24 protein-coding genes and 1 tRNA gene are annotated in these 26758 nt (G+C 60.4%); all 25 read left to right on the top strand.

Translation table 11 applies throughout. The features are described from left to right. Positions 1 to 35 precede the first annotated feature (35 nt). The 25 genes from dinB to VXJ24_RS04030 all read left to right on the top strand — a co-directional run bounded on the left by dinB (position 36) and on the right by VXJ24_RS04030 (position 26486). On the top strand, positions 36 to 1364 hold the full coding sequence (gene dinB / locus VXJ24_RS04150; RefSeq protein WP_330971658.1) for a DNA polymerase IV: 1329 nt from the start codon (positions 36 to 38) through the stop codon (positions 1362 to 1364). Between the two features lie 15 nt (positions 1365 to 1379). After that, on the top strand, positions 1380 to 1646 hold the full coding sequence (locus tag VXJ24_RS04145; RefSeq protein WP_330971657.1) for a hypothetical protein: 267 nt from the start codon (positions 1380 to 1382) through the stop codon (positions 1644 to 1646). Positions 1647 to 1683: 37 nt separating this feature from the next. Continuing rightward, on the top strand, positions 1684 to 2109 hold the full coding sequence (locus VXJ24_RS04140; RefSeq protein WP_330971656.1) for a 6-pyruvoyl trahydropterin synthase family protein: 426 nt from the start codon (positions 1684 to 1686) through the stop codon (positions 2107 to 2109). Positions 2110 to 2210: 101 nt separating this feature from the next. After that, positions 2211 to 3263 (top strand): glycoside hydrolase family 5 protein, encoded by a 1053-nt coding sequence (locus VXJ24_RS04135; RefSeq protein ID WP_330971655.1) that lies wholly within the window; start codon positions 2211 to 2213, stop codon positions 3261 to 3263. Beyond that, entirely contained in the window at positions 3263 to 4126 is an 864-nt protein-coding gene (gene rsmI / locus VXJ24_RS04130) for a 16S rRNA (cytidine(1402)-2'-O)-methyltransferase (protein ID WP_330971654.1), read from the top strand. Before VXJ24_RS04135 ends, rsmI begins: the two co-directional genes overlap by 1 nt. Before the next feature lie 231 nt (positions 4127 to 4357). Continuing rightward, positions 4358 to 5380, top strand: coding sequence for a hypothetical protein (locus VXJ24_RS04125; protein WP_330971653.1), 1023 nt, complete (start codon positions 4358 to 4360; stop codon positions 5378 to 5380). Between the two features lie 44 nt (positions 5381 to 5424). Then, positions 5425 to 5760 carry a hypothetical protein gene (locus VXJ24_RS04120; protein ID WP_330971652.1) on the top strand — a complete coding sequence of 112 codons (336 nt, stop codon included), beginning with the start codon at positions 5425 to 5427 and terminating at the stop codon, positions 5758 to 5760. Positions 5761 to 5877: 117 nt separating this feature from the next. Further along, entirely contained in the window at positions 5878 to 7479 is a 1602-nt protein-coding gene (gene metG, locus VXJ24_RS04115) for a methionine--tRNA ligase (RefSeq protein ID WP_430623810.1), read from the top strand. A 4-nt stretch (positions 7480 to 7483) separates the two neighbouring features. Further along, a complete protein-coding gene (gene rsmA, locus VXJ24_RS04110; RefSeq protein WP_330971651.1) occupies positions 7484 to 8416 on the top strand; it encodes a 16S rRNA (adenine(1518)-N(6)/adenine(1519)-N(6))-dimethyltransferase RsmA in 933 nt (310 codons plus the stop codon). After that, a complete protein-coding gene (locus VXJ24_RS04105; RefSeq protein WP_330971650.1) occupies positions 8403 to 9410 on the top strand; it encodes a TatD family hydrolase in 1008 nt (335 codons plus the stop codon). Before rsmA ends, VXJ24_RS04105 begins: the two co-directional genes overlap by 14 nt. A 66-nt stretch (positions 9411 to 9476) precedes the next feature. Further along, positions 9477 to 10244, top strand: a complete 768-nt coding sequence (locus VXJ24_RS04100) for a ComFC family protein (protein ID WP_330971649.1) — start codon at positions 9477 to 9479, stop codon at positions 10242 to 10244. Between the two features lie 36 nt (positions 10245 to 10280). Next, the gene (locus tag VXJ24_RS04095; RefSeq protein WP_330971648.1) at positions 10281 to 10946 is read left to right on the top strand and encodes an aspartate/glutamate racemase family protein; all 666 of its coding nucleotides are present in this window, start codon (positions 10281 to 10283) and stop codon (positions 10944 to 10946) included. 449 nt (positions 10947 to 11395) lie between these two features. Beyond that, positions 11396 to 12313 (top strand): substrate-binding periplasmic protein, encoded by a 918-nt coding sequence (locus VXJ24_RS04090; RefSeq protein WP_330971647.1) that lies wholly within the window; start codon positions 11396 to 11398, stop codon positions 12311 to 12313. A gap of 127 nt (positions 12314 to 12440) precedes the next feature. After that, on the top strand, positions 12441 to 13031 hold the full coding sequence (gene hpf, locus VXJ24_RS04085; protein ID WP_330971646.1) for a ribosome hibernation-promoting factor, HPF/YfiA family: 591 nt from the start codon (positions 12441 to 12443) through the stop codon (positions 13029 to 13031). Then, entirely contained in the window at positions 13021 to 14097 is a 1077-nt protein-coding gene (locus tag VXJ24_RS04080; RefSeq protein WP_330971645.1) for a DegV family protein, read from the top strand. Before hpf ends, VXJ24_RS04080 begins: the two co-directional genes overlap by 11 nt. Positions 14098 to 14115: 18 nt before the next feature. After that, positions 14116 to 15153 carry an NAD(P)-dependent oxidoreductase gene (locus VXJ24_RS04075; protein ID WP_330971644.1) on the top strand — a complete coding sequence of 346 codons (1038 nt, stop codon included), beginning with the start codon at positions 14116 to 14118 and terminating at the stop codon, positions 15151 to 15153. 61 nt (positions 15154 to 15214) lie between these two features. Next, on the top strand, positions 15215 to 15790 hold the full coding sequence (locus tag VXJ24_RS04070) for a hypothetical protein (protein WP_330971643.1): 576 nt from the start codon (positions 15215 to 15217) through the stop codon (positions 15788 to 15790). A 2-nt stretch (positions 15791 to 15792) separates the two neighbouring features. Continuing rightward, entirely contained in the window at positions 15793 to 16704 is a 912-nt protein-coding gene (locus tag VXJ24_RS04065; RefSeq protein ID WP_330971642.1) for a SurA N-terminal domain-containing protein, read from the top strand. 81 nt (positions 16705 to 16785) lie between these two features. Further along, positions 16786 to 17976 carry a 2-thiouracil desulfurase family protein gene (locus tag VXJ24_RS04060; protein WP_330971641.1) on the top strand — a complete coding sequence of 397 codons (1191 nt, stop codon included), beginning with the start codon at positions 16786 to 16788 and terminating at the stop codon, positions 17974 to 17976. A 431-nt stretch (positions 17977 to 18407) separates the two neighbouring features. Further along, positions 18408 to 18581: a mannonate dehydratase gene (locus tag VXJ24_RS04055; RefSeq protein WP_330971640.1), complete on the top strand. Its 174-nt coding sequence runs from the start codon at positions 18408 to 18410 to the stop codon at positions 18579 to 18581. 156 nt (positions 18582 to 18737) lie between these two features. Next, positions 18738 to 18813, top strand: a tRNA-Thr gene (locus tag VXJ24_RS04050). Between the two features lie 397 nt (positions 18814 to 19210). Further along, a complete protein-coding gene (locus VXJ24_RS04045) occupies positions 19211 to 21319 on the top strand; it encodes a type I restriction-modification system subunit M (RefSeq protein ID WP_330971639.1) in 2109 nt (702 codons plus the stop codon). After that, positions 21320 to 22561: a restriction endonuclease subunit S gene (locus VXJ24_RS04040; RefSeq protein ID WP_330971638.1), complete on the top strand. Its 1242-nt coding sequence runs from the start codon at positions 21320 to 21322 to the stop codon at positions 22559 to 22561. It begins immediately after the preceding gene. A 3-nt stretch (positions 22562 to 22564) separates the two neighbouring features. Next, positions 22565 to 25603 carry a type I restriction endonuclease subunit R gene (locus VXJ24_RS04035; protein WP_330971637.1) on the top strand — a complete coding sequence of 1013 codons (3039 nt, stop codon included), beginning with the start codon at positions 22565 to 22567 and terminating at the stop codon, positions 25601 to 25603. A 484-nt stretch (positions 25604 to 26087) separates the two neighbouring features. Next, positions 26088 to 26486 (top strand): hypothetical protein, encoded by a 399-nt coding sequence (locus VXJ24_RS04030; protein ID WP_330971636.1) that lies wholly within the window; start codon positions 26088 to 26090, stop codon positions 26484 to 26486. Positions 26487 to 26758: the final 272 nt, after the last annotated feature.

Below are 26758 nucleotides of genomic sequence, written 5' to 3'. Positions count from 1 at the left end.
GAACAGATGTTCCATACTGGATGCGAGGAGGAGCGATGGAAGAAAAGCATGCATGCGCCCGCGCGGCGCACATCGCCTTCGGCGGTGCGATCGATACGAGCCGTGTCATCATCCACAGCGACATGAATGCCTTCTACGCAAGCGTCGAGCAGGCAGAGCACCCCGAGCTGAGAGGCCTTCCTGTCATCGTCGGCGGCGACGAAGAAGCCCGCCACGGCATCGTCCTCACGGCAAGCTACGAGGCGAAAAGGCGAGGCGTGAAGACAGCCATGGCGCTCTGGGAGGCGCGCAGGGCCTGTCCCGAAGCGATCGTCGTGCCGCCGCACTACAGGCTCTATCAGCGCTATTCGCAGCTGGCCCGCAAGATCTACTACGACTACACCGACCTCGTGGAGCCGTTCGGACCGGATGAGGCCTGGCTCGATATCACGGAGTCGGCCCATCTTGCAGGAGGCGATGCGACCCTCATCGCCCAGGAGATCTCGGAGCGCATCCTCTCCGAGCTCGGGCTCACGGTCTCGGTCGGCCTTTCCTGGAACAAGATATTCGCGAAGTTCGGCTCGGACCACGACAAGCCGAACGGGTTCATGGAGATCAGGCCGGAGAATGCCGGGCGTCTCGTCTGGCCCTATCCGGTGGAAGACCTCCTCTATGTCGGGCCTGCGACAGCGCGCAAGCTCTCCCGTCTCGGCATCCGCACGATAGGCGAGCTTGCGGCATCGGATGAGGAGCTCATACGCCGCACGCTCGGCCGGATGGGCCTTGTCGTGCGCTCGTTTGCCCAGGGACGCGACAGGGATCCGGTGCGGCCGTTCGTGCCGACCGCCTCCGATATCGCACGCGAGATCAAGAGCGTAGGGAATGGCATAACGGCACCGTTCGATGTCGCAGACGAGAGATGCGCCCGCCAGATCGTCTGGCTCATGGGCGAGTCGGTCGCACAGCGGCTCCGCGCGCTCGGGTTCGCAGCGCAAGGCGTTGCCGTCTCCATGAGGGACGCGAGCACGCTCATGCAGGAGACACGGCAGGTCCGCCTGGCCCGCCCTTCCTGCCTTACGCAGGAGCTCTGCAGCACGGCAGCCGATCTCTTCTGTGCGAGCTGGGATGTCGAGAGCCGTCCAGCACGCGGCATCGGGGTGCGCGCGATCGGCCTTGTGCCGGCAGAGGGGCCGATCCAGCTTGATCTTGCTGGCACGGAGCTCTCGAGGATACGCCTCAAGGCGCTCGACGACGCAATCGACGGGCTCAGGTCGCGCTTCGGCAACCACGCCGTGCGCAGGCTCTCGGAGCTCGCCGATTCGAGGCTTTCCGCTCTCGATCCCGAGAAGGACAACACCGTTCATCCGGTATCGTATTTCGCGTAAGGGAGGCAGCACTCCATGAGGGGCGTGGTAGAGCGCCAGAAGCGCTATGTCACAGTCATATCGAAGACCGATGAGGATGGCAGGGTGACGCCACTCACCGTCGTGTGGGAGGACGGAGTGCGCTACGATGTCGACCGTGTGCTCGACGTGCGGCAGGCCTGCTCGCTCAAGACCGGCGGGTGCGGCGTACGCTACACCGTAAAGGTGGGAGGGCATCCGACCTACCTCTTCTTCGAGGGGCCGCGCTGGTTCGTGGAGGCAAAGGTCGTGCCTCTGCCATGACTCTGGCGGGCAGATGCTGCCCGGGAAAGGCAATGCCATGTATCAGCTCAAGACCGAAGCAAGCTTCGACGGTGCCCATTTCCTGACCGACTATAACGGGAAATGCGAGAACCTCCATGGACACCGCTGGCGTGTCGTCGTCTATATCAGGCAGGAGGAGCTTGGGAAAGAGGGCACCATGAAGGATATGGTCGTGGACTTCGGTGTCTTCAAGAAGAAGGTGCGCGACGTCGTGAACAGCTTCGACCACATGTTCCTCGTCGAGGAGGGCTCGCTTGCTCCTGCCACGATCGAGGCGCTCGAAGGCGAAGGCTTCGTCCTCAAGATGCTGCCGTTCCGCACGACCGCCGAGAACCTTGCGCACCACTTCGCAGACCTGCTCCAGGCCGAGGGGCTTCCCATATATGAGGTCGACGTGTATGAGACGCCGCTCAACTGCGCAAGCTACTTCCCTGAGGGCTGAAGGCTGCGTTCCGTTCGGACAATGCAGCTGTTCATAAGGGGCGGCTCTCCAGCTTGAGGGTATAATTTCAGGAAAGCGCAACCGGAGATGAGGTGGCAGGCATGACAGAGGAGACCAGGTACCACGGGGTGAATCTGACCGGGTGGCTCACGCTCGAGTCATGGGTGACGCCCGAGCTGTTCGCCGATTCCGGAACGCTCACCGAGAGAGATCTGGCACGGGTGCTGGGACCTGTCCACTACAAGGACCTGATTGGCGCACACAGACGCTCCTTCATCACGGAAGACGACTTCAGGAACATCGCCGACCGCGGCTACAATGCCGTGCGTCTGCCGGTGCCCTGGTATGTCCTCGGAGCGGATGGTCCTGCCGCTGGTCCCTATATCGGCTGCCTTTCCCAGGTCGACGATGCGATAGGCTGGGGAAACAGGTGCGGCCTCAAGGTGCTGCTGTCCCTGGCCATATCTCCGGGAGCTTCAGAGTTCCGTGACGACCCGATCTCTGCGGCTGCCATGTCGCAGGACCGCAGGAGCGAGGTCATCGATCTTCTGGTCGAGCTGGTCCGGCGCTACGCCGTGGAGGACTCGTTTCTGGGCATCGAGCTTGCAGACGATCCGGTGCCGCAGAAGCGCCAGGGGCTCTGGCAGATGTCGGACGGCGTGCCGCTCCATATGCTCAGGAACTACTACCGCATGGCATACGAGGCAATCCGGAACGAGGCAGGGGATGCCCCTGTGATCGTGCTGCCCGACGCCGGCATGCCGGCGTCGTGGGACTTCTTCCTTGCCCGCAGCCATGACGGGAACGTGTGGCTCGACTGCCACCTCTACCAGTATCTCGACGATCTCAGCAAAGCATCGACGGCTGTCGATGTGCGGGCGCTCGCGAAGCGCTCGGCGAAGACTCTGGCGCGCGAACGCCGCTCGAAGCTTCCCGTCATGGTCGGCAAGTGGTCGGCAGCGCTGCCGTATTCCGATTCTGTCACGACGCCCGAAGGGCGCATCGCCCTCGAGCGTGTCTATGTTTCGGAGCAGCTTGCTGCCTACAAGGACTGCCCGGCCTGGTTCTTCCAGACCTGGAAGACATCGGGCAGGCTCCCGAACTGGGATGCACGGATTGCGCTTTCGAGCTTCGAGAGGAGGCTCCTCGATTGATGGCAGGCATGCTCTCCATGGTGGGGACGCCCATCGGCAACCTCCAGGACGTCTCGCCGCGTGTCCGGGAGACCCTTGAGGGCGCTGATGCCATCTTCTGCGAGGACACGCGCGTCACAGGGAAGCTCCTCGCTGTGCTCGGCATCCATGTGCGGCTCGAGCGCGCAGACGAGAACATCATCGCCCAGAAGATCGCTCCGACGCTCGAGCGGCTGGAGAGCGGCGAGCGCATCGCCTTCGTCTCGGATGCCGGCATGCCGGGCATCTCCGATCCTGGCCAGCGTCTCGTCGATGCGGCGCTCGATGCGGCGCTGCCCGTCGAAGTGATACCGGGGCCATCAGCGGTCATCTGTGCACTCGTGGCATCGGGGCTCTCGTCTGACCACTTCTTCTTCGAAGGATTCCTGCCCAGGAAGGCCGGCGACCAGAAAAGGCGCCTCGCGGAGCTTGCACAGATTCCTGGCTCTCTTGTCATCTACGAATCTCCCAGGCGCGCGCTCCAGACAGCAGAAGCGCTCGCCGAGGCGTTCCCTGAGCGCAGGTGTGCCCTTGTGCGCGAGCTCACGAAGATCCACGAGGAATGCGTGCGCGGGCAGGCGCCCGAGCTGGCGGAGAAGCTTGCGGCACGTCCGGAGATCAAGGGCGAATGCGTCTTTGTGGTCGAGGCTCCGACACAAGAAGAGCTCACGGCGCGGCGTGAGGCAGAAGGCACGCGGCTGCCGCTCGACAAGGCGATTGCCGCGGGACTTGCCGAGGGGGAGCCGAAGAGCGCTCTTGCGAAGCGCCTCGCAAAGGAATACGAGGCCTCCCGGCAGGACATCTATGCACAGATTCTTGCTGCTGCACAGGAGGATGCAGGCTGAGGGGCTCACTGCTGCACCGATTCTTTCAGGTTCAGAGAATGCAGAGCCGCCCGCAGACAGTTTCCTGCCGTCTGCGGGCGGCGTTTTTCTTGTGCTCTCCCGCTGCCAGACGCCTGAGCTGTATATCGATGCGGTCCTGTGAGGTCTGTGCCAGAATGCTGTAAGAACATATGTTCCTGTTTCCTGCTATCCTCCTCCCAGCATTGCAGGCGCCATCCAGAAGGAGGAAAGATGGACAGGAGCCCCATCTATGATTCCGTCTTCAAGACCATGGCAGAGAAAATGCCAGAGCTTCTTGTGCCGCTCGTGAACGAGGCTTTTGGGACTGCGTATCCGGAAGATGCTCCCGTGACGCGGCTGGGGGAGGAACATGCCGGAAAGCGGAAGAGGATTGTCGATGCGGCCTTCCGCATAGAGGGCAGGACCTTCCATATCGAGTGCCAGAGCTCGTGGGACCCGCATATGGCCATGAGGATGGATGAGTACGACCACGAGATTGCACATGAGGAGGCAGAAGCCAGAGGCGAAGACCGGCTGCTCGTGCTTCCGGCCTCTTGTGTCGTCTTCCTGAGAGATGCAAGGAGCACGCCGGATTTCATCTCGGTTGAGGCCATGGAATTCGATGGGACGATATTCGAGCATAGGTCTCGTGCCATATGGGCAAAGCAGCTATCGGCAGACGAGATGTTCGCAAAGCATCTCCTGATCCTTCTGCCATTCTGGCTCATGCGCTATGAGGGAGGGTTCGCAGCAATCGCGCGGGACAGCGCACTCGAGGAGGAGCTGCTCGCCGAGTGCCGAGATATCCAGGAACGCCTGGCGGAAGCTGCGGCAGATAAAGTGCCGGCCAGGAAGCGTCCTGCGGGCGCTGCAGAGGGCGGCTCCATATTCTGGAAGCGCATGACCGAGCTTATAATCGAGGTATCAGACCATCTGCTCCGGGACTATGTGCCCCTGCAGGGAGAGGTGAGGGAAGCCATGGGCGGAAAGATCCTGAAGTTTGCGGACGAACGGTATGCAGAAGCGGAAGAGCGGCATGCCGAGGAGATGCGCGAGGCCGAAGAGCGCTGTGCCAGGGCGGAAGAGCGATATGCCGAAGCAGAGGAGCGGCATGCAGAGGAGATGCGCGAAGCAAATGCGCGTATCGCCAGGGAGCTCTCCCGACACGGCGTCGACCAGTCCATCATCGATCAGGTGCTTTCCTTCGGCAGGAAGGACGGCAGCGATGGCGGACCATCCGCTCAGCAGGCATAGATGATGTCAGCCGCGTTCCCCTGCAGGGAGAGGTGAGGGAAGCCATGGGCGGAAAGATCCTGAAGTTTGCAGACGAACGGTATGCAGAAGCGGAAGAGCGGCATGCCGAGGAGATGCGCGAGGCCGAAGAGCGCTGTGCCAGGGCAGAAGAGCAATATGCCAGGGCAGAAGAGCGATATGCCGAAGCAGAGGAGCGATCCGCCAGGGCAGAAGAGCGATATGCCGAAGCAGAGGAGCGGCATGCAGAGGAGATGCGCAGAGAGAGTGAGCGCATTGCCAAAGGGCTCGCCGCACATGGCGTCGACCAGTCCATCATTGATGAGATATTCGGTGCCGATTGGAAGGACGAGAGCGGTGAAGGGTCTTCTGAGCAGACCTGATCTCGCCCTGTCCTGAGCAATGCATCGGGACTTTGGGTGGATGGCAAGAGGTGGCAGTATAATGGCTTGGTTCTGCCAGCACATCAGGCCTTTGCCTTCCGTCATGAGGAGAGATCCATGGCACAGAAGCCTTCATTCTTCATCACCACGCCCATCTACTATGTGAACGCCGCTCCGCATCTGGGAACTGCCTACTGCACGATGCTCTGCGATGTGCAGGCACGCTTCCGCAGGGCTGCCGGCTACAACGTGAAGTTCCTGACGGGCATGGACGAGCACGGCGAGAAGGTGGCCGAGGCAGCAGCCAAGCACGGGATGACGCCGCAGGAGTGGTGCGATTCCCAGGCGCCGCTCTTCAAGGACCTCTGGCGCGAGCTCGAGATTTCGAACGACGACTTCATCCGCACGACGGAGGAGCGCCAGTACCATGCCGTGCAGCACCTCTGGAACCGCATGAAGGAGTCCGGCTATCTCTACAAGGGCTCCTATGACGGCTGGTACTGCGTGCCGGAGGAGACCTACTTCACCGAAAACCAGGTCAGGAAGGCCGACGAGGAGAACCACACTGAGGGACAGCACCTCTGCCCTGACTGTGGCCGTCCCCTCGAGCGTGTCCAGGAGGAGTCCTACTTCTTCAAGCTTTCCGCCTTCCAGGATCGTCTCTTGAAGCTCTACGACGAGCATCCTGACTTCGTGCAGCCGTCCTTCCGCATGAACGAGGTGCGCTCGTTCGTTGCAGGAGGCCTCCAAGACCTCTCTGTCAGCCGTACGAGCTTCGACTGGGGCATCCCGGTACCGTTCGATGACAAGCATGTCACCTATGTCTGGTTCGATGCCCTCCTGAACTATATGACGGCCGCGGGCTACGGCGTCGACACCCCTGAAGCCAAGGCCGAGCTTGCCTACCGCTGGCCGGCACAGTACCACGTCGTCGGCAAGGACATCATCCGCTTCCACTGCGTGATCTGGCCTGCCATGCTCATGGCGCTGGGCGAGCCTCTGCCTGAGCATGTCTTTGCCCATGGATTCCTGACGGTCAGGAATGCCGAGACCGGCAAGGCCGAGAAGATGTCCAAGAGCCGTGGCAATGCTATCGCCCCGCAGGATGTCGTGGACCTTCTAGGAGTCGAAGGCTACCGCTATTACTTCATGACCGACGTGATTCACGGCGAAGACTCTGCCATCTCGTTCGAGCGCATGGAGCAGGTCTACAATGCAGATCTCGCGAACAGCTGGGGCAACCTCGTGTCACGCTCCCTCAACATGAGCGCGAAGTACTTCGACGGCAAGACCCCGGTCCTCGCAGATGGCTGGGAGAAGAAGGACAATCCGCTCAAGGCAATCGCCGAGGGCATCTGCGGGCGCTACTCCGAGGCAATGGAGCGCTTCGACTATGTGGGCGCAAAGGATGTCGTGATGGAGCTCGTGCATGCGGCAAACCACTACATCGAGGATTCCGCCCCCTGGGCTGTCGCAAAGGATCCTGCCCGTGCCGGCGAGCTCACGGGCATTATCGTCAGCCTCCTCGAGTCCATCCGCATCGCGGCGCACCTCTTCGAGCCGTTCATGCCCGAGACGTCGCGCGAGGTCCTGCGCCGTCTTTCCATGGAGGACGAGGCAGATGTCGAGCTCGAGGAAGCCTGCCAGTGGGGACGCCTCGCAAGCGATGTGCCGGTGACGAAGGGCGAGGCGCTCTTCCCGCGTCTCCAGCACAAGTAGGCCCATGCATTCCTATCTCGCAAAGCCCTCGGCCACCAAGGACGTGCTTGCCTGCTTCGGCCTCCAGACGAAGCATCGCCTGGGGCAGAACTTCCTTGTGAACGACGATGTTATCGGCCACATCCTGGACCTCGCCGAGCTCGATGGGCATGATGCGGCCCTCGAGGTGGGGCCGGGCATCGGCACGCTGACGGTCGCGATGTTGCCGCTCGCAGGAGCGGTCTGTGCGCTCGAGGCAGACCGGAGCCTGCCCAAGGTCCTGGCCGAGACCTGCGGAGACTGGTCCGAGCGCTTTGCCCTCATCGAAGGCGATGCGCTCAAGATCTCTCCTGCCGAGATCTCTGAGGCCATTGCCGCTCTCGGGCGCGAAGGTGTCCCGTCAGAGCCGACCAAGCTCGTCTCGAACCTGCCCTACCAGGTGGCGGCGACGATCATCCTGCGGACGCTCGAGACGATGCCGTCAATCACGCGTCTTGTCGTAATGGTCCAGAAGGAAGTGGCAGACCGCATCTCTGCCGCTCCCGGCTCGAAGGAATATGGCGCCTACACGGCAAAGCTCCAGATCTTCGGCCGTGTTACAGGCCGCTTCGAGGTTGGCCCTGGCAACTTCATGCCGCCTCCGCACGTGGATTCGGCGGTCGTGCGCATCGACCGGAGCCCCCTTGTCGATCCCATGACAGGCGCTCCCTGCATGCCGGAGAAGATCTCTCGCCTCGAGTCTGTGATCGATGCAGCATTCTCGCAGCGCAGAAAGACGCTCAGGAATGCGATGGGGAAGAGCGGATTTGCGAAGGAGACGCTCGCAAGCGCCTTCGAAGCTTCCGGCATAGACCCTGCCGCCCGGGCAGAGACACTTTCTGTCGAGCGCTTCTGTGCGCTCGAAGAGGCGCTCGAGGCAGCCGGTGCCTTCAGCGAGGAGCCCCATGGAGCGCGCTGAGGAAGACCCGTGGACGCTGACGCTCGAAGACGGCGTCCTCTTCCACGACAAGAAGGGGAGGCCGAAGGATTATCCGCGCCCTCCCTATCCTCTGATGGATACGCATGGCCATCTCACGGCCTTCTGGGAGGCTCAGCCGGCGCACGCCGTCGCTCGCGCGGCGTTTGCAGGCGTCTGCCGCCTTGTCGTGCCGCTCGACCCTGCAGACGATGCACATGACGCAGAGCCGACGCTTGCCTCGCTTGAAGGCTGGCTCGCTGAAGCGGAGAGCCTGATCGGCGAGCTTGGCAGCAGGTGGCAGATTCCTGCGTTCGAGGAGCCGGGCATCTCTGCCGCCACGCTTCCCGCCGAGACCAGGATCGTCGCAGGCGCACATCCTTATGGGGCAGCCGATTACCTCGAAGACCCGTCTGTGAAGGCGGCGCTCGGGGTCCTGCTCAGGAGCCCCCGCTGTGTCGGTATCGGCGAGATCGGCCTCGACTATACCTGCGATGTGGACCATGGGCAGCAGAAGGAGGCATTCCGCCAGCAGCTCGTGCTTGCAGGCGAGCTCGGCCTTCCGGTGGAGCTCCATATCCGCGATGCAAAGGGCGATGGGTGCGCAGAGGCGCACCGCGATGCGCTTCAGGTGCTCGAAGAGGCAGGCGTGCCCGAAGCGGGGGCAGACCTTCACTGCTATACGGGAGACAGGGAAATCCTCGCGCCCTATCTGGCGCTTGGCTGCTCTGTCGCCTTCGGCGGCGCTCTCACATTCAGGAAGTCTGACGATATCCGCGATGCCGCACTGAGCGCCCCCAGAGAGCGTCTCCTCTCCGAGACCGACTGCCCGTACATGGCGCCGGTGCCGATGAGGGGACGGGAAGGCGAGCCTGCCCTGGTAGGATTTACGGCAGCAGCGCTTGCCGACCTTCGCCTTGCTGCGGGCCTGGCGAAGACCAAAGAAGAGACCTATCAGGCACTCTGGGAGAACGGCTCCCGGCTCTTCTATCGGTAGCTGTCAGATTGGCCTTGATGCTACGCTTGGATATGTCGGATGATGCAGCGTGGCTTGGAGAGCGCAATGGAGGCAGGGCACATCGAGGCAGAGGGCTGGAAGGCGAAGGCTGCTTCGGCTCTCCGCTTCATGCGGGATGCGGCAGAAGAGACGCTCTGGCCGACCCGCTGCGTCGGCTGCGGCAGGCCCGAGACCCTGCTCTGCGACGAGTGCCGGCTCTCGCTTCCCTGGATATCACAGAGAGATGCCTGCCCGGTCTGCGGGGCACCCTATGGAGCGACACTCTGCACGGAATGCAAGGGCGACTGGTGCGTGCGCACGACCATCTGTGCCATGAGCTTCGAAGGCACGGCAGCACGGCTCGTCAGGATCTACAAGGATCAGCATGAGACGAGGCTTGCCCGCATCATGGCAGCAGCGATAGCGACAGCGCTCGACGAGGCGGAAGGCTGCGTCCTGCCAGACGGCGGGCCGCGCTTCGATCCGGATGATATCGATGCGATCTGCTTCGTGCCGGCAACACCCGATGCGCTCCGCATGCGTGGCTTCGACCATATGGAGCTTGTTGCGAAGCATCTGACCTACGAGCTCGGGCTTCCCCTCGCAGATGTCTTGGTGAAGGATTCCGTGAAGGACCAGAGAGACCTCGGGCGTGAAGCGAGAAGGGAAAACCTCGAAGGCACCGTCGAGGCGATCGAGGATGTCTCGGACATGCATCTTCTGCTTGTGGACGACGTCGTGACGACAGGAGCCTCGATCGAGGCCTCGGCAGAGGCGCTCCTGCGGCGCGGCGCCCGTGCTGTCACAGCTGCAGCATTTGCCCGGGTCTGGTAGGCTCTGCTGGATACGGTCTGGCAGAAAAGAGGGCATATGGCACGTCTAGGCATCATCTCTTCCGGAGGTCCAAAAGATGCATTCGTGGAGCGGCTGGAGCAGCTCCTGGGAGAGGATGTGGCAGATATCGCTGCTGCCGAGGCAGGCGTGCCTATGCACCAGCTTGCCTTCGAAGGCAGGGACGAGGAGCTCGTGCGCGAGCTTGCCTCACCGCTCGAAGATCTGGCGCAAGCTGGAGCAGATTGTGCGCTTCTGGCATCGGTGAGCGCGCACTGCGTGCAGAAGGCTCTGGCAGATGCAGGCACGCTTCCACTACTGGGCCTCGCCGAGGCGCTCAGGCAGGATGTCCTTGCCCAGGGCTGGAGAAGCGTATTTCTTCTTGGAAGCTACCGGACCATGAAGGATGGCTTCCTGAAGCGTCCGCTCATCCTCTCGCACACGATCGTGATCACACCGAACGAGGAAGAGAAGCTGTGGCTCCAGCATGCTGTGGATGCTGTGCAGGGCGGAACTGGCGAAAGAGAGGAGATGCAGGAGCATCTTCTGGAGATCGTCTCGAAGGGCAGGGAAGAGGGCGCCCAGGGGCTCCTGCTCGCGAGCACGGCGCTCGAGACGCTTGCGGAGGGCCTCGAGCTTCCGCTTCCGGCAGTCATGCCCTCTGTGGCTGCAGCGCATGCATTCACGGCGTTCCGACATGTGTAAGTTCCTGCCCGATGCTGCTGCAATATGCAGCAAATTACGGCTAAGTGCCGGCTATTCATTCAGGCGGCTGCATAGTTTATTGCCAGACATGGACATTTCTGCAGCGTAGAGCCTATTTCTCGCGTGAATCGAGAGTGGAAGCCGTATAATCTCTCTGTCTCTTCCAGGTCTGTGGTTGCGGAGGCACCGATCTGCCTCCTAGTCCATGACAGACGAGGTCAAAGGGATCCACGTAAGCCAGCGTGTGGGCATGCTGGCGATCATGGCTCGTCCTAGAAGCAAGTCGCACTGCCTGATTGGCTTTGGGGCAAAGAGCCCCACAGGCAAGAGGGCTTTGAGTGGGGGTGCCTGAGCATCCGAAGCGGAGGCCCCGGTGCGCGGGTGTGGGGCCAAAGACCAGGTCAGCTGGAAGAGACGGCCATATTGTCGGCTGAGCGAAGGATGGACCCATGAAGCTACGTATCGCGATCTGCGCTGCCGTTGCAGCGCTCGCATGTGCCGTTCTGGCAGCTGCTTCTGGATTGCCCTTCGTCTCCTCCCTGGAGCATGCCTTCGGCAGCGATGAGGAGTCGGTGGCTGAGGCTACGTCTTCTGCCCAGGCGAAGATGGAGCCCAAGGTCAGCGCCTCTGCCCTCCACGAGGAAGGCACGCTCACGGTCGGCATCAAGCAGGACGTGCAGCTGCCTATGAGCACCGTGGACGATTCGGGCAGCTTCCAGGGCCTCGATATCGACCTTGCCGCAGATATCGCAGAGCATCTCGGCCTCAAGATCCGCTATATGAGCGTCGAGGATGCAGCCGATGGCTTTTCCCAGGGCTGCGATATCGTGATGGACATGACAGACGGCGAAGAGGACGGCATCACGATCGTCGGCACGTATGCGGAGTCGGCACTTGGCGTCTTCGGCAGGAATGTTGATGGCACGGTCACAGCCGACGATATGAGCGGCAGGCGGGTGGCAGTCCAGATGGGCTCCGAGGCGCATTCCGAGCTCTCCCGTGTCACGCCTTCGGTCACCTTTGCCTATGCGACGAATCTGAACGACTGCTTCCACATGCTCGAGGCGGGAGAGGCGGACTATGCAGTCTGCTCGGCCTATCAGGGAGCCCTCCTCTCTCGCTATATCCAGAAGATCTCCTACTGCGGGACGATTGGCGACATCTCGAAGATCGGCATCGGCGTGGAAGCTGCGAACACCGAGCTTGCCGCAGCTGTGGGTGACGCCGAGGCGGAGGCCGAGCAGGATGGGACCTATGAGCTCATCCGCGACAAGTGGCTTGACGGCCTGCCCCATCTCGATGGAACCACCGCCATCTCAGGCTTTGCGGCAAAGCAGTCCCCGCCTGCCCTTGCAGATGCTGCCTAGGAATGCGCCTCCTTTGCGTCCATTCGCAGATATGAACGGCACGAGCGTCGGCTCGGGCCGACGAATGGGTATGAGTCCTGTACAAGCGGAGCGTGGAGCGCGCTCCGGGTTCTGATGGGAGGCATTTATGGTCGATATCAAGCTTTCGGGCCGCAAGATCCAGATTACCGATGCCCTCAGGAGCTACGTGGACGAAAAGATCGGGAATGCCCTCAAGGTATTCGATATCCAGCCCATGAACTGCGACGTCGTGCTCAGGGTAGACTACAACCGCTCCAATCCTGACCGCAGGACCTGCGAGGTTACGGTCTTCGTGCGCGATTCTGTCGTGCGTGTCTCCGAGAGCGCCGATGACATGTATGCGGCAATCGATCTTGCTGCAGACAAGGTGGAGCGTCAGCTCAGGAAGTACAAGACGCGCATCGTCGACAAGAGGCAGCATGCCCAGAAGGCAGCCCCTCCTGCCCAGACCGCAGAAGAGCTCGAAAAGCTGCTCGAGCCCCTGCCGGAAGAGGATGACGACCTCCTGGTGCGCGAGAAGTATATCGACCTCAAGCCTATGACAGAAGAGCAGGCGCTCGTCGAGACCGACCTCCTCGGCCATGATTTCTATGTGTTCCTGAATGCGGAGACCGGCCTGGTGAATGTCATCTACCATAGAAAGAATGGCGGGTATGGCATCATCAAACCGAAGATAGAGGAGCTGGATGAGCAGTAAGCGCGCACAGCAGCCGAAAGACGATGCAGAAGCTGCATCTCTCCAGACAGATACAGACACCGTCGCGACGCCAGTCCCCAATGTGACCGGCGCCGCGGCGCTTAATTCTTACGTCAAGGCCTATCAGAAGCGTCTCGGCGTCACGATCGTGGCCGATACGGCAGCCGACTTCAATCCGTCCGTAGCCCACCAGCTCGGCATCGAGGTCATTCCGTTCCACTACGTGGGACCGGACGGCGAGCATGCAGACGACATGTGGCAGAGCCGGACGCCCCACGAGTTCTACGAATACATGCGCAAGAACCCGGAAGCCCGCTTCAGGACGATGGCGGTGACGCCGGGCACCTACATGGAGGTCTTCGAGCGGCTCTTCGAGGAACGCCACCAGCCGATCATCTATCTCGGGCTCACCGGCGGCCTCTCCTCCTCTATCGATGCGGCAGAGCAGGGCGCCCAGCTCGTGCGTGACGAGCATCCCGATGCAGAGATCTATGTGATCGACAATCTGTGCCCGTCTGCGGCAGCAGAGCTTCTTGCAATCGAGGTCGTGCGCCAGGCAGCAAATGGCCTCGCAGCAGAGGAGCTCGTTGCCTGGGCCAAGGATGCCCGCTACTTCATCCAGGGCTATTTCACGCTCGATTCCCTCCACTGGCTTGCAGCAGGAGGACGCATCCCTCCGACAGCAGCACAGGTAGGTGGCAAGCTCGATGTGAAGCCGGAGCTTTCCTACGACCTCAACGGGTCGCTTACGCTCAAGGGCATGTGCCGTGGCCGCAAGAAGGCGCTGCGTGCGATCCTCCAGGAGTTCAAGGACAACTACGCCCACGATACGTCTCTTCCTATCGGCATCATGGACGCTGACGCGCCGAAGGACGCCGAGTGGCTCGAGAAGGAGATCCGCAAGATGGATGGCTGCGAGGACCTGACGGTCATCCACAGCTCCATCTCGCCGGTCATTGGCTCCCACGTCGGCCCGGGCATGGTCGCGCTCGTATTCTGGGGCTCTGACCGCCGCGAGAAGCTCTCGCTCACGGATCGCATCGCACGCAAGGTGCGCAGCAGGTAAGACAGAAAGGCAAGGTATATGGCCTTGGGAACAATTCGCTCGGTCGCCTTCATCGGCACGGGCATCATGGGAGCGCCGATTGCAGCGCATATCCTCGAGGCGGGCTATCGCCTCACGGTCTATACGCGCACGAAGTCGAAGGCAGAAGACCTTCTGGCAAAGGGCGCGAAGTGGGCGAAGTCTCCGTCCGATGCTGCGCGTGACGCCGATGTCGTGTTCACGATGCTCGGCTATCCCGACGAGGTGGAAGAGGTCTATCTCACGACCGACGGCCTCATCCGTGCCACGAAGAAGGGCGCCTACCTCATCGACCTCACGACGTCGTCGCCCCAGCTGGCGCGCGACCTGCATGACTCTGCCGAGATCGAGGACAAGCATGCCTTCGATATCCCGGTGACAGGCGGCCAGGCTGGTGCCCAGGCAGGCACCTTGACGCTCATTGCCGGCGCGACGGAGAAGGATATCGCGCCGATCCGTCCTGTCCTCGAGACATTCTCGAGCAAGATCTACTGCTTCGGCGGTGCCGGCAAGGGCCAGATTGCAAAGCTTGCAAACCAGGTCGCGCTGGCATCGGCGCTTCTTGGTGCAAGCGAGGCCATGGCGCTGGCAGAGCAGGGCGAGCTCGACCGCAATGAGGTCCTCGATATGATCTCTCATGGCATGGGGTCTTCCCGCCAGCTCGAGGAGCTTACGCCGAAGGCGCTTGCCGGAGACTTCAAGCCGGGCTTCAAGGCCGTGCATCTGAGGAAGGACCTCGCGCTTGCGCTCAGGCTTGCCGAGGAGGAGGACCTGACGCTTCCGGGCACGGATACCGTCTTCAACCTCTTCGACGTGCTCTGCAACATCGGCGGCGCGCAGATGGGCACGCAGGCCCTGCAGCTGCTCTTCGAGGATGATACGCAGACGCAGAAGGCAGGCCTCGACTGGTCGCTTCTTGACCAGGCCGACGATTCGGGAGATCCAGACGATGAGGCTGCCGTGCATGCAGCGCCCGAAGTCTCGAAGAAGGATGTCGAGGCGGCAGAGGAAAGCCCGTACCTGAGGTCCCACCACTGACAGGCATGTCCGCGGCAGGCGGATTCTTGACACAGCACAGATATATACATGGAGGTAGTCGATGGATAGCTCTCTGGCAAGCGCCCTGCCTGCGCTCGTAGGCGGCCTTGCTGCCCATTCACGCCGCCAGCGCCAGGCTGCGGCACAGAAGGTCTACAGCATCGCAAAGGAGGATCCTTCTGCGATCCTGCCGTATCTGAACGACCTTCTCGATGCCCTGGGACGTCCCGAGGCGCAGACGCGCTGGGAAGTGCTCGATACGCTGACGCTCGTCGCCCAGGCACATCCCCAGGAGGTGCAGCCAGGCATCGATGCAGCGGAGACGTCGCTCTTTGATGAGGATTCCGCTCCGGTGCGCCTGGCGGCCTTCAGATTCCTCGCAGCATATGGGTCGACTTCTGAAGCTCGCTCGGATGAGGTGTGGCCTCTCTTGGACGAAGCCATACAGTGCTACCATGGGGATGCCGAATACAGGGACATGCTTGTTGCCCTCTATGATATGGCACAGGGTCCGATATCGGAGAAGTGCGCTCATGAGCTTCTCGACCGGATTGCCTTCGACACGAAGAGTGGAGCCAGCTACATCCAGGCGCTCTCCGAAAACATTGCAAAGGAACTCAAAGGAAAGGTTCATTGAGCATGGCAGAAAAGAAGCCGGAAACCGAACTGGACACGAAGAAGGCCGATGCTGCAAAGGATGAGAAGGCCGAGAAGAAGCCTTCCAAGCCTGCACGCACGGTGCCGCTTGTCGCAACCATCGTCGCGGCTGTCGTCTGCCTCGTCCTGGGCGGTGTCGTAGGACACTTCTGCTTCAATGGCACGAGCTCGCTCGGCTCCCAGACCCTGCAGGAAGCCGATCTCGACACGGTTGTCGCACGCTATACGTACAACGGCCAGACCTATGAGATCACGGCCAAGGACGTGATCACGCAGTCCTCCTCGCTCGACAGCGCAGCAAACGACGATGGCAGCTACACGGTGCCGACCGCTGACAACATCATCGACCTTGCCCGCAACCAGATCATGCAGAAGGTCGTCGATGCCCAGGGTATCACGGTCTCCGACGACGATATGGATGCCTACGCGCAGCAGTATCTCGGCTCCACCGACTACGCGACAATCGCTTCGAACTACAACATGGACGAGGACTCCGTGAGGAACCTTGTCCGCCAGTCCTGCGCTCTTTCCAAGCTCCGCAGCCAGGTCGTGACGGCCGAGATTCCGTCCCAGCCGACGGCTCCTTCGAAGCCTGCTGACGGCGCCGAGGATACGCCGACGGCCGACTACGCGACCTACATCATCAACCTCGCAGGCGATGAGTGGGACTCCGAGACCGGCACCTGGAAGGACTCCTCCTCGACCTACGCCTCCGCTCTTGCCGACTACCAGATCACGAACGACTCTGCGACCTACGCTGCAGCACAGGCTGCCTACTATGTGGCCTACCAGCAGTACTCCACGGCTTCCCAGACTGCATCGCAGCAGTGGACGAACTACGTGAATGACCGGCTCTCGAAGGCAAGCATCGAGATCTACACGATGGAAGCCTAAGAGGCAGATACAAGCGCTACGATGGACGGACGGGCATCTTTGCCTGTCCGTCCTTTTCTATAGCGGAAAGAGGTGTCCCTCATGCATATTGCGGTGAGCGCATGCCTTCTGGGGGAGCGGTGCAGATACGACGGCGGCACGAAGCCGGATGAGGCCGTCATCCGGCTCTCAGGCAAGACGGAGCCTGTGCCCATCTGCCCGGAGAGGCTCTCGGGACTGCCCATACCGCGCCCTCCTGCAGAGATCAGGGATGGGCATGTCTATCTCAGGGACGGGCGGGATGTGACCGAAGAGTTCGAGACAGGGGCGAAGTGTGCGCTTGCCCGCGTGAGGGAGCAGCCCGTGCCGCTTGCCGTCCTGAAGGCAAAGAGCCCATCATGTGGCGCCGGTCTCATCTACGATGGTAGCTATAGCGGAAGGACCATAGAGGGGGACGGGGTCTTTGCCCGCCTCCTCGAAGAGGAAGGAATCACCGTGGTAAGCGAAACGACTGTCGAATCCGTGCATCCGTCTGTAGAGCATCCTGTGGCAATCATCCTGGGCACCGGTCTGGGACATCTCAAAAGCCTCGTGCATCCGGTGCGCCGCATCGACTATCACGATATCGAGGGATTCCCGGATGAGGCACAGCCGATGCCGGGCCACACGTTCGAGGCAACGATCGGCACGATCGACAATGTCCCGGTGATCGTCTATCCGGGCCGCATCCATCTCTATCAGGGCTACAGCGCCTCCGAGATCTGCGCCCTTGTCCGCCATGCCCACCGCCTCGGCTGCCGCGACATCGTCTTTGCCTGCGCAACGGGTGCCGTCTCCGGCATGGCAAACATCGGCCTCGGCATCATCACGGACCAGATCAACCTCACGGGCAGAAATCCGCTTGCCGAGGATGAAGGACTCCGCGATGTGGAGTCTCCCTTCGTCGATATGGCGGATGCCTATACGCCCTACCTCAGGACCCTTGCAAGGGGCGTCGCAGACGATCTCGGCATTGCGGTCGAGGAGGGTGTCCTTGCAGGTGTCATCGGTCCCTGCACAGAGACGCCTGCAGAGGTGCAGATGATGAGGACGATGGGTGTATCCTATGTCGGCATGTCGACCGTGAATGAGGTCATCATGGCGCACGCTCTGGGCATGAATGTCTTGGGCCTCACGCTTGCTGCCAACCAGAGCGGAAGCGCAGGCTTCGGCCACGACAAGGTCCTCGAAGAGGCGAAGCTCCATGCAGACGACTTCGAGCGTCTCGTGAGAGGCGTGCTGCGCCTGCTGTAGATACAGACAGCTGTATAGAGCACTGATGCTGGGGCCTGGGATGAAGCTGCATTCCAGGCCTCTTTCCTGATACAAAGATCAGATGCTGAGGAGAGAGCAGATGGAATAGCGCCCTGCCAAGGCGCAGGGGCACAGAGAGGCTGGCAGAGGCAGCGGGAAGCGCCTTGCTGCAGCGAAGGCCTGGGCAGAAAGCCTCTCCGAGATAGAGGTCGCAAAGGAGATGGAGGGGCTCACGCTCAAGGAGGCAAAGGATATGAGGCTGCGCGAAAAGGGGCTGCTTGATTGAGGCTCATGGACAGCCATCCATTCATCGAAGCTTTCCTGGAATAGCCGATATATCAGGAGGAGGATTCCGGCTTCGGGAGATACGAAGAGCGCCTGGGTGCATCTCAGCATCCCAGGCGCTATTCTGTCCAGCTTCTATCTGGCGCATGTGCCGGGCGCTCTTCGAGAACGGGTTCGACGGCTACATGCGTCCCGACCATGGCCGCATGATCCGGGGCGAGACCGGGCGTCCGGGCTATGGCCTCTTCGACCGCGCGCTCGGCTGCACCTACATCAATGGCATCTGGGAGACGCTCGAGAAGGATGCTGCTGCAAAGTAGCGATTGCCTGCAATGCACGGATTAATGAATGAAACAGGATGTGCCGTATCTAGAGCGAAGAAATTTGAGAATGAACAAAATAATGCTTGCATCTTCGTTTTCACATCCGTATTATTAAACAGCACGCTTTGAGACAACGTCTTGCGCGCATGCGAGGCCAGCTTAGCTCAGTTGGTAGAGCACCGCTCTCGTAAAGCGGGGGTCATCAGTTCGAGTCTGATAGCTGGCTCCATTGAATTTTAGCAGCTTAGAGGCTATGAAAGCTTCTGAGCTGTTTTGCTTTCTGGCACCCCTGAAGTCTCCCGCAGGGGTGAAATTAGGGTGAAAATTTTTTCTATGGAGAAATGTGGAGACGTTTCCACAACGGGATTATGACAATACTGCGCTGCAATATGTGCTCTGCGATTGGATCTGCTTTCAGCGAATTGGCTATTTCACTGAAGCCGAATGGCATGCTGCTGTTCAGATGAATTTGTTCTATCGGTCTACATCCTGTTTAAGTCAGGAAATAGGTGCTTTCAAGTCTCGACGCCTTTCTTCTTCAAGGCAGTGATGGTCCGTCTCTCTCGCATCTTACGGTCGATTGATAGAATGTTCAGCACATACCAAGAACGGCAGGAGCAAGGGAAATGGCCGACGAACTTGACGTGAAGAAGCAGATAGATATGGTCTTCAGCATCGCGAACAGCCTGCGGGGGACCTATCAGCCCGAGAAGTACCGCGACGTGATCATCCCCATGACGATCATCAGGCGCCTCGAGTGCGCGCTCGAGGCGACCAAGGACAACGTGTGCTCCGCCTTCGAAGCGAATCCCAAGGTGCCGGACGCCATCCTCAGGCGCAAGGCGGGGAACCTGCCCTTCTACAACACGAGCCGCTACTCGCTGCGCTCGCTCCTGGCCGACCCGCAGCACCTCGACCGCAACCTCGTCACGTACCTCGACGCGTTCTCGCCGAACATCAAGGAGATCATCCAGGGCCTCGAGTTCAAGACGCAGATCAAGAAGATGAAGGATGGCTCCTGCCTTACGGGCGTCGTGCGCAAGTTTGCAGACCTCGACCTCGATCCAGCACGCGTCAACAACCATGCGATGGGCTACATGTTCGAGGAGATCATCCGCCGCTTCTCCGAGAACGCAGAGGCCGGCGACCACTACACGCCACGCGAGGTGATCCGCCTCATGACCAAGCTCGCCCTCGCGGGGGGGTCGGAGGACCTCCTCGAGCCTGGCAAGGTCATCAAGGTGGCCGACGTCGCCTGCGGAACGGGCGGCATGCTCTCGACTGCGCAGGCGGAGCTCGCCAAGCTCGCGCCCAAGGCGGACGTCTATCTCTACGGCCAGGAGATCCTTCCCGAATCCTATTCCATCTGCCTTGCCGACATGCTCATCAAGGGGCAGAGGGCGGACAACATCAGAAATGCCGACACGATGAAGGAGGACTGCTTCCCTGACGACAAGTTCCGCATAGAGCTCATCAACCCGCCCTTCGGACAGCCGTGGGGTGGCAAGGACGCCCACGACGGCGTCGAGGCAGCCGTCAAGAGGGAACACGAGCGCTACCACGGCCGCTTCCCATGGGGGCTCCCGGCGACGTCGGACATGCAGCTCCTCTTCATGCAGCACGTCGTGTACAAGCTCGACGACAAGCGCGGCCGTGCCTGCGTCATCTCTAACGGCTCGCCGCTCTTCTCAGGATCGACCAAGTCAGGCGAGTCCCAGATCAGGCGCGGTCTCCTCGAGAACGACCTCGTCGAGGCGATTATCGGCCTTCCCACGGACCTCTTCTACAATACCGGCATCGGCATCTATGTGTGGGTCATCTCCAAGAACAAGCGACCCGAGCGCCGGGGCAAGGTGCAGCTCATCAACGCGACCGACATCTGGACGCCGATGAGGCGCTCCATGGGCAACAAGCGCAAGATGCTCTCGGACGAGCAGATAGAACAGATTGTCGGCATATACAAGGCGTTCGAGGAGTCCGACCGCTCCCACATCCTCCCCAACGAGGAGTTCCTCTACCGCGAGTACTCCGTGTTCCAGCCTCTGCAGCGAGATTACGCCGTGACGGACGAGAGGATCGATGACATCTGTACGGGCAGGTTCATGGAGAACATGCACAACCCCGACAAGCTCGAGAAGCTCCAGGCAATAGACGCCGCCGACCGCACCAAGAAGCAGGAAGCCGACCTCGAGAGGCTCGTCGCCAACGAGCCCGTGTTCGAACGGATGGTTGCCGTCCTGAGGGACAACGCATCGGACGATGTGACCTACGACGAGGGTACCTTCAAGAAGCGACTCAAGAAGACACTTGCGGATGCCGGCGTGGCGCCCGACGCCGGCATGCTGGCGACGCTCGTCGACAGGCTCTCGCGCCCTGACAAGGGCGCGCCGCTCCGCAAAAACAGGGAGGGCTACCTGGTCCTCGACAACGGCACGAAGGACAAGGAGCTCGTCAAGCTCTCCGAGCCTGTCGCAGACTACATGGAGCGCGAGGTCCTGCCGTACGTGCCAGACGCACGCTGGGTCGACGAGGACTCACAGGTAGCCATATACAGCAGCGGCAAGATGCTCTCGGGCCCCACGCTCGCTGCTGCAAAGGAGGCACCCATCGGCGCCGAGATTCCGTTCACGCGCTACTTCTACAAGTATGAGGCACCCGAGAGCTCCGACGAGCTCCTGGAGGAGTTCATGCAGCTCGAGGACCAGCTCGACGAAGAGCTGAAGGGGCTGGTGTAGATGAAACCGAGCGGGATCGAGTGGATTGGTGACATTCCAGACGAGTGGGGTACGAAGCCAATCAAGTACCTGTGTTCAATCGTTCAAGGGGCAACGCCTGATACCAGCAGCCTGGATTATTGGGATGGAGAGATCCCGTGGGTGACCCCCGCGGACATGAGCGACGAGGGCGAACTGCATGCACCGTCTAAATTCATTACCAAGAAGGGATACGACTCTTGCACCACTACGATGGTTCCAGTAGGTAGCGTCGTCATCTCATCGCGTGCTCCAATTGGAAAGATTGGCTATGTGTCGATCCCCATTTGCACGAACCAGGGATGCAAGACCTTGGTGGGACATATCCTAAATCACCGCTATACCTACTATGCCGCTATTGCGGCAAAATCCGAATTCATCCGCAGTGGTCGTGGGACGACGTTTATGGAACTCTCTTCCGACGGGCTAGGGCAAGTCTCATTCCCGGTGCCTCCAAGGCGCGAGCAGGAGAGCATCGCAACCTATCTCGACTGCACAATAAACGAGGCAAACAAAGCTTATGAATTGCTTGATCGACAGATTGCTCTTCTCGAGCGCTACAAGTCGTCCCTCATCCACGAGGCCGTGACCAAGGGGCTCGACCGGGACGTGCCGACGAGGCCGAGCGGCGTCGAATGGATCGGCGAAATTCCAGAACATTGGAAGACCAAGCGAGTGAAGTACGTCCTTGACTTCCTTGACTATTTAAGGGCACCTATTGAGGCGTCACAGAGGTCAAAAGACGGCAAAACTCTATATCCATATTATGGTGCATCGGGCATCATTGATGAAATCGACGACTATAACGTTGAGGGACCAGCGCTCTTGATAGGCGAAGATGGAGCGAATTTGGTTCTAAGACATCTACCATTGGTCTATTTCGCGGATGGAAAGTATTGGGTAAACAATCATGCGCATATCCTCAGACCAAAGGGTGGGTGCATGCGCTTCTTCTTCTACGCGTTGGAGGCGTGTGACTATTCACAGTACATAACGGGGTCCGCACAGCCGAAGCTATCCCAGGGCAATCTATCTTTGGTGCGTACGCCTGTCCCCCCAATCCATGAACAATTCGAGATTGCTTCCTTCCTCGACGACAGATGCTCCCGCATTGATCGCATACTCGATCTCAAGCGCAGGCAGGTCGACGTCCTGAGACGCCGCAGGCAGTCACTCATCTACGAGTACGTCACCGGCAAGCGCCGCGTGGACCAGGAGGCATAAGTCATGGAAGTGAAGGCGTACACCGAGTCCGTCCATACCGTGCGACATGGTGGCAATCCTCTTACCGAGCACGATTTCCAGAGACTGATTATTGACTCCCTCGTCGAGAGCGGGGAGTACGTCGAGCGGGACTCGAAGCACGACTACGACCCAGCCTACGCGATGGACACGGAGCTCCTTTTCGAGTTCCTGGAGCAGACGCAGCACGACTCCATGGAGCGTCTCCGCTCGATCTACGACGGTGGCTACAAGGCGACAGTCCTGAATGTGATCGACCGGGAGATCAAGAGGCATGGACTCCTCCAGGCGATATGGGACGGCGTGCCCCTCGAGGGAGGCGTCACGCTCGACCTGGTGGAGCCCAGACCATCCGCGCTCTTCGACAAGAAGGCTTCTGACCTCTACGCCGGCAACAGGCTCTCCGTGATGGAGGAGGTCTATCACAAGCCAGGGGAGAGGCTCGATCTCGTCGTGTTCCTGAACGGCCTCGCGCTCTTCACATTCGAGCTAAAGTGCAATACGTCGGGTACCGGATGGGACTACCGCGACGCTATCGAGCAGTATATGGAACGGGACTGCACGACAAGGCTCCTCGTGCCCAAGATTGGCGCGCTCGCCCACTTCGCGATGGACCTCGAGAACGCCTACGTCTGCACTACCCTGAAGGGGAAAGCGTCGACGTTCCTGCCGTTCAATCAGGGCGTTGCCGAACCGGAGGATGTCCATGCGACCGAGCCTGGAAACCCCCACAACCCGGACGGTCCCGATACGGCGTATGTATGGGAAGACATCCTCACCAAGGACAGCATCTTCGACCTCGTGTACGATTTCATGTTCGTCTCGAAGAGGCGAGACAAGAGGAAGAAGGTCGTCGACGAGACGGTCATCTTCCCGCGCTACCAGCAGCTCAGGGCTGTGAGGCGTGTCTCCGAGGACATCATGAAGAACGGCACCGCCCGCGACTACCTCATCGAGCACTCGGCCGGCTCGGGCAAGACCAACACGATATGCTGGCTCGCGCACAAGCTCTCGGGCATGTACCAGTCAGGCTCGGACACGCCCCTCTTCGACAAGGTGATCGTGATCACCGACAGGAGGGTCGTCGACGACCAGCTTCAGGGTGCGATGCTCGACATGGCGAAAGACTCTGGCGTTGTCCGCGTGATGGATGAGGGGAAGACCTCCTCAGATCTCGGAAGGGCCCTCGACAGCTCCTACCGCATAGTCGTCTCCACGACACAGAAGTTCCTCTACCTCAAGCCCGGCACGTTCGAGGGCTCGGGCAAGAGCTTCGCTGTCCTCATCGACGAGGCACACGGATCGACGTCGGGCAAGTCGATGTCCGCGGTCGATGGCGTGCTTGCAGGCGGAGGCGAGGCAGATGCGGACGACTCCACTCTCGACGACGTCCAGGAATTCCTGAGGCGGGACATCAAGAGGTCCGGCAAGCAGGCGAATGTCACCATCGTCGGCTTCACGGCGACCCCCACCTGGAAGACGCTCCAGCAGTTCGGGAGCATCGACCAGCAGGGGCATCGCCAGGCGTTCGACCTCTACTCGATGAACCAGGCCATAAAGGAGGGGTTCATCCTCGATGTGCTGTCAAACTACACGACCTACGAGGCCTACTGCCACGTCGTGAAGTCGATCGCTGACGATCCGAAGCTCGAGAGCGCGCCCGCGAAGCGTGCGCTCCAGCATCTCATCAACGTAGACGCAAGGACGATCTCTGGCAAGCTCGAGGTCATGGTCGAGCACTTCACCGGCACCGTGAAACAGACCCTCGGCGGACATGCCAAGGCTATGATTGTCACGAGCTCCCGCGAGGCGGCGGTCCGCTACTTCCTTGCCTATGAGTCGCTCAGGAAGGAAAACATGAGGACGCTCAGCGACGTCCGGGCGCTTGTGGCCTTCACCGACAAGGTCTGCATCGACGGGGAGACGTACACCGAGGCAGGCCTCAATGGACTTCCCGAAGAAAAGACGGCGGATGCCTTCGACACCGACAGCTACAAGCTGCTCATTGTCGCCGACAAGTACCAGACAGGCTTCGACCAGAAGTTCCTGGCGGCGATGTACGTCGACAAGCCGCTCCACGGCATCGCCGCGGTGCAGACGCTGTCGCGCCTCAACCGCATCTGCAAGCCATACGACAAGCGCACGTTTGTGCTCGACTTCGTGAACGACTTCCAATCCATACGCGACTCGTTCGCTCCGTTCTACAAGACGACAGTGCTCGAGGAGCCGCTGACCATTGCAGATGTCCGCGAGACCGAGAGGCGCATGCTCGAGTATGGCGTCCTCGACGCCGACGACGTCCGCGAGTTCAATGTGCTTCTCGCCAAGGACTCCCGCACGACCAAGGAGAAGGCGCGCATGTTCGCGCTTGTCGAGGCTGCGGCCAGCGGGGTGAAATCGAGAGACGAGGAGACTGCAGACGAGATTCGCCGCACAGTGAGGAACTTCGTCAGACAGTACGCATTCCTGCTCCAAGCGGCGCCCTTCGTCGACGAGCGCATGCACATGGAGTACAACTTCTGCGTGCCGCTTCTGCGTTCCCTCGAGGCGGGCACGCACGGCGCCAACGACTTCGACATCGCCGACAAGGTCAGGCTCGACGAGTTCGAGGTCAGGAAGGGTGAGGAGCATGAAGACGAAGGCGCTACTGCGGCGCCTGCGGTAACTGCGCCGAGAGGCACTGGCTCCGGCTTCACGGAGAAGACCTACGACAGGCTCAGCCGGATCATCGACGAGTGGAATGCCCGTTGGGGCACCCACTTTGACAAGAAGGTCGTGGTGCCGTCGGCGATGGCGCTTGACAACATCCTCAAAGCCGATGAGCGTGTCCAGCAATCCGCGAAGGTCAACAGCAAGACGGACTTCAAGAACACTGTCGATGACCGTAGCGAGGATGCCCTGGTGCGCGGATACGACCAGAACGAGGAATGGTATGGGTTCCTCCTCAGCAACGAGGAGGCGCGGCGGCAGCTCATGGGGGTGCTTGTCGACGACATGTACCACGCACTGCATGATGCTGGATAGATTAATTCGGTACCGTGCTTGCATGACCTGATAAAGATCTCGCCAAGTTCATATCCGGGCAGGTATCCATATCGTGTCTTTTGCTTCTTGCATTGGCTGCAGAAAGGATACCTAGCTCGGTGGGCAGGCAAGGCGCAGAATCAGATGTCAGCTGAAGACACATTGTTAGATAGTTTCTGTAGGTAGATGACTCGTCAGTGTGTACAACGCACCTATACATGTAGAAATGAGTGAAGTTTTGTGCCTCGGAGCACCGGCCTGAAGGCATTCCAGTCTCCGGGTCCATATTAGTGGTTGGGACCCTCTGCCCCGCTGCAGCCAGTAAAGCACGGCGATCAAGCACCTCTTCCCGATCGCCGGCGCCCTGTCGTATCGCAGTACGCAGCGCCACGCCCGCAAGGGCGCGTCCTTCGATGCGACAGGGCTTGCTTGACAGGCAGCAGCGGGGCAGAGGGCCCCAATTATTCCGGGAGGATATTCAACTATGGCAAGCAAGATATTCGGTGCTGAGAACTCAACAGGAGCCGCCCAGGAGCAGGCAATCTTTCTCTGCAGGAGCTACTTTGTTCATAGGGGCTTGAAGGTCGAAGATAATATGTGGCACAGCTCTGAGGCCGCTCCTGTCATTGTTGCCGAGGATGACGGAGAGACAGTGCTTATCGACGTCCGTGCTGCCGAAGCGGAAGGCTCCGAAGCTGTGCCGGAGCTTCACATCTCCGAACATGATATTCGGACGATGCGAAGGGCATGCCTCAGCTACCTCCTCGACCATGAAGATACGGATTCCATACGTCATGACGTCTGCGCTGTTTCTATCGTCGGAAAGAACCATGCACGTATAAGGCACCTTGTCGCTGTATGCCGCTGGGACGGCACCTGCTAGGCGTCAAATAGTACCGCTCGTCGGCAATATAGGGCCGCTGGGATGTATGTCCAGCGGCCCGAATTTTGTCGCGCACGGGCGCAGCCAAGCCCTCCCGCGCCTGCCTATTTGCCCAGCAGGAACACCTAGCGCTGGGCAAATAGCGAAACAGTGTTGCCATCATGGCTGTGGCAGAAAGCGTCACAGCCATGATGGCTATCGGCTATGAAGAGCAGCCCAGGGGGATTGCAAGATGTGCGAGCTGCCGTACAGATTATCTGTCCGCCAGCTCG

This window comes from Olsenella kribbiana (genome assembly GCF_036408795.1).
Lineage (GTDB): Bacteria > Actinomycetota > Coriobacteriia > Coriobacteriales > Atopobiaceae > Olsenella_L > Olsenella_L kribbiana.
The sequence above is the reverse complement of the archived record's forward strand: the minus strand, read 5'-3'. Positions and strand labels throughout refer to the sequence as shown.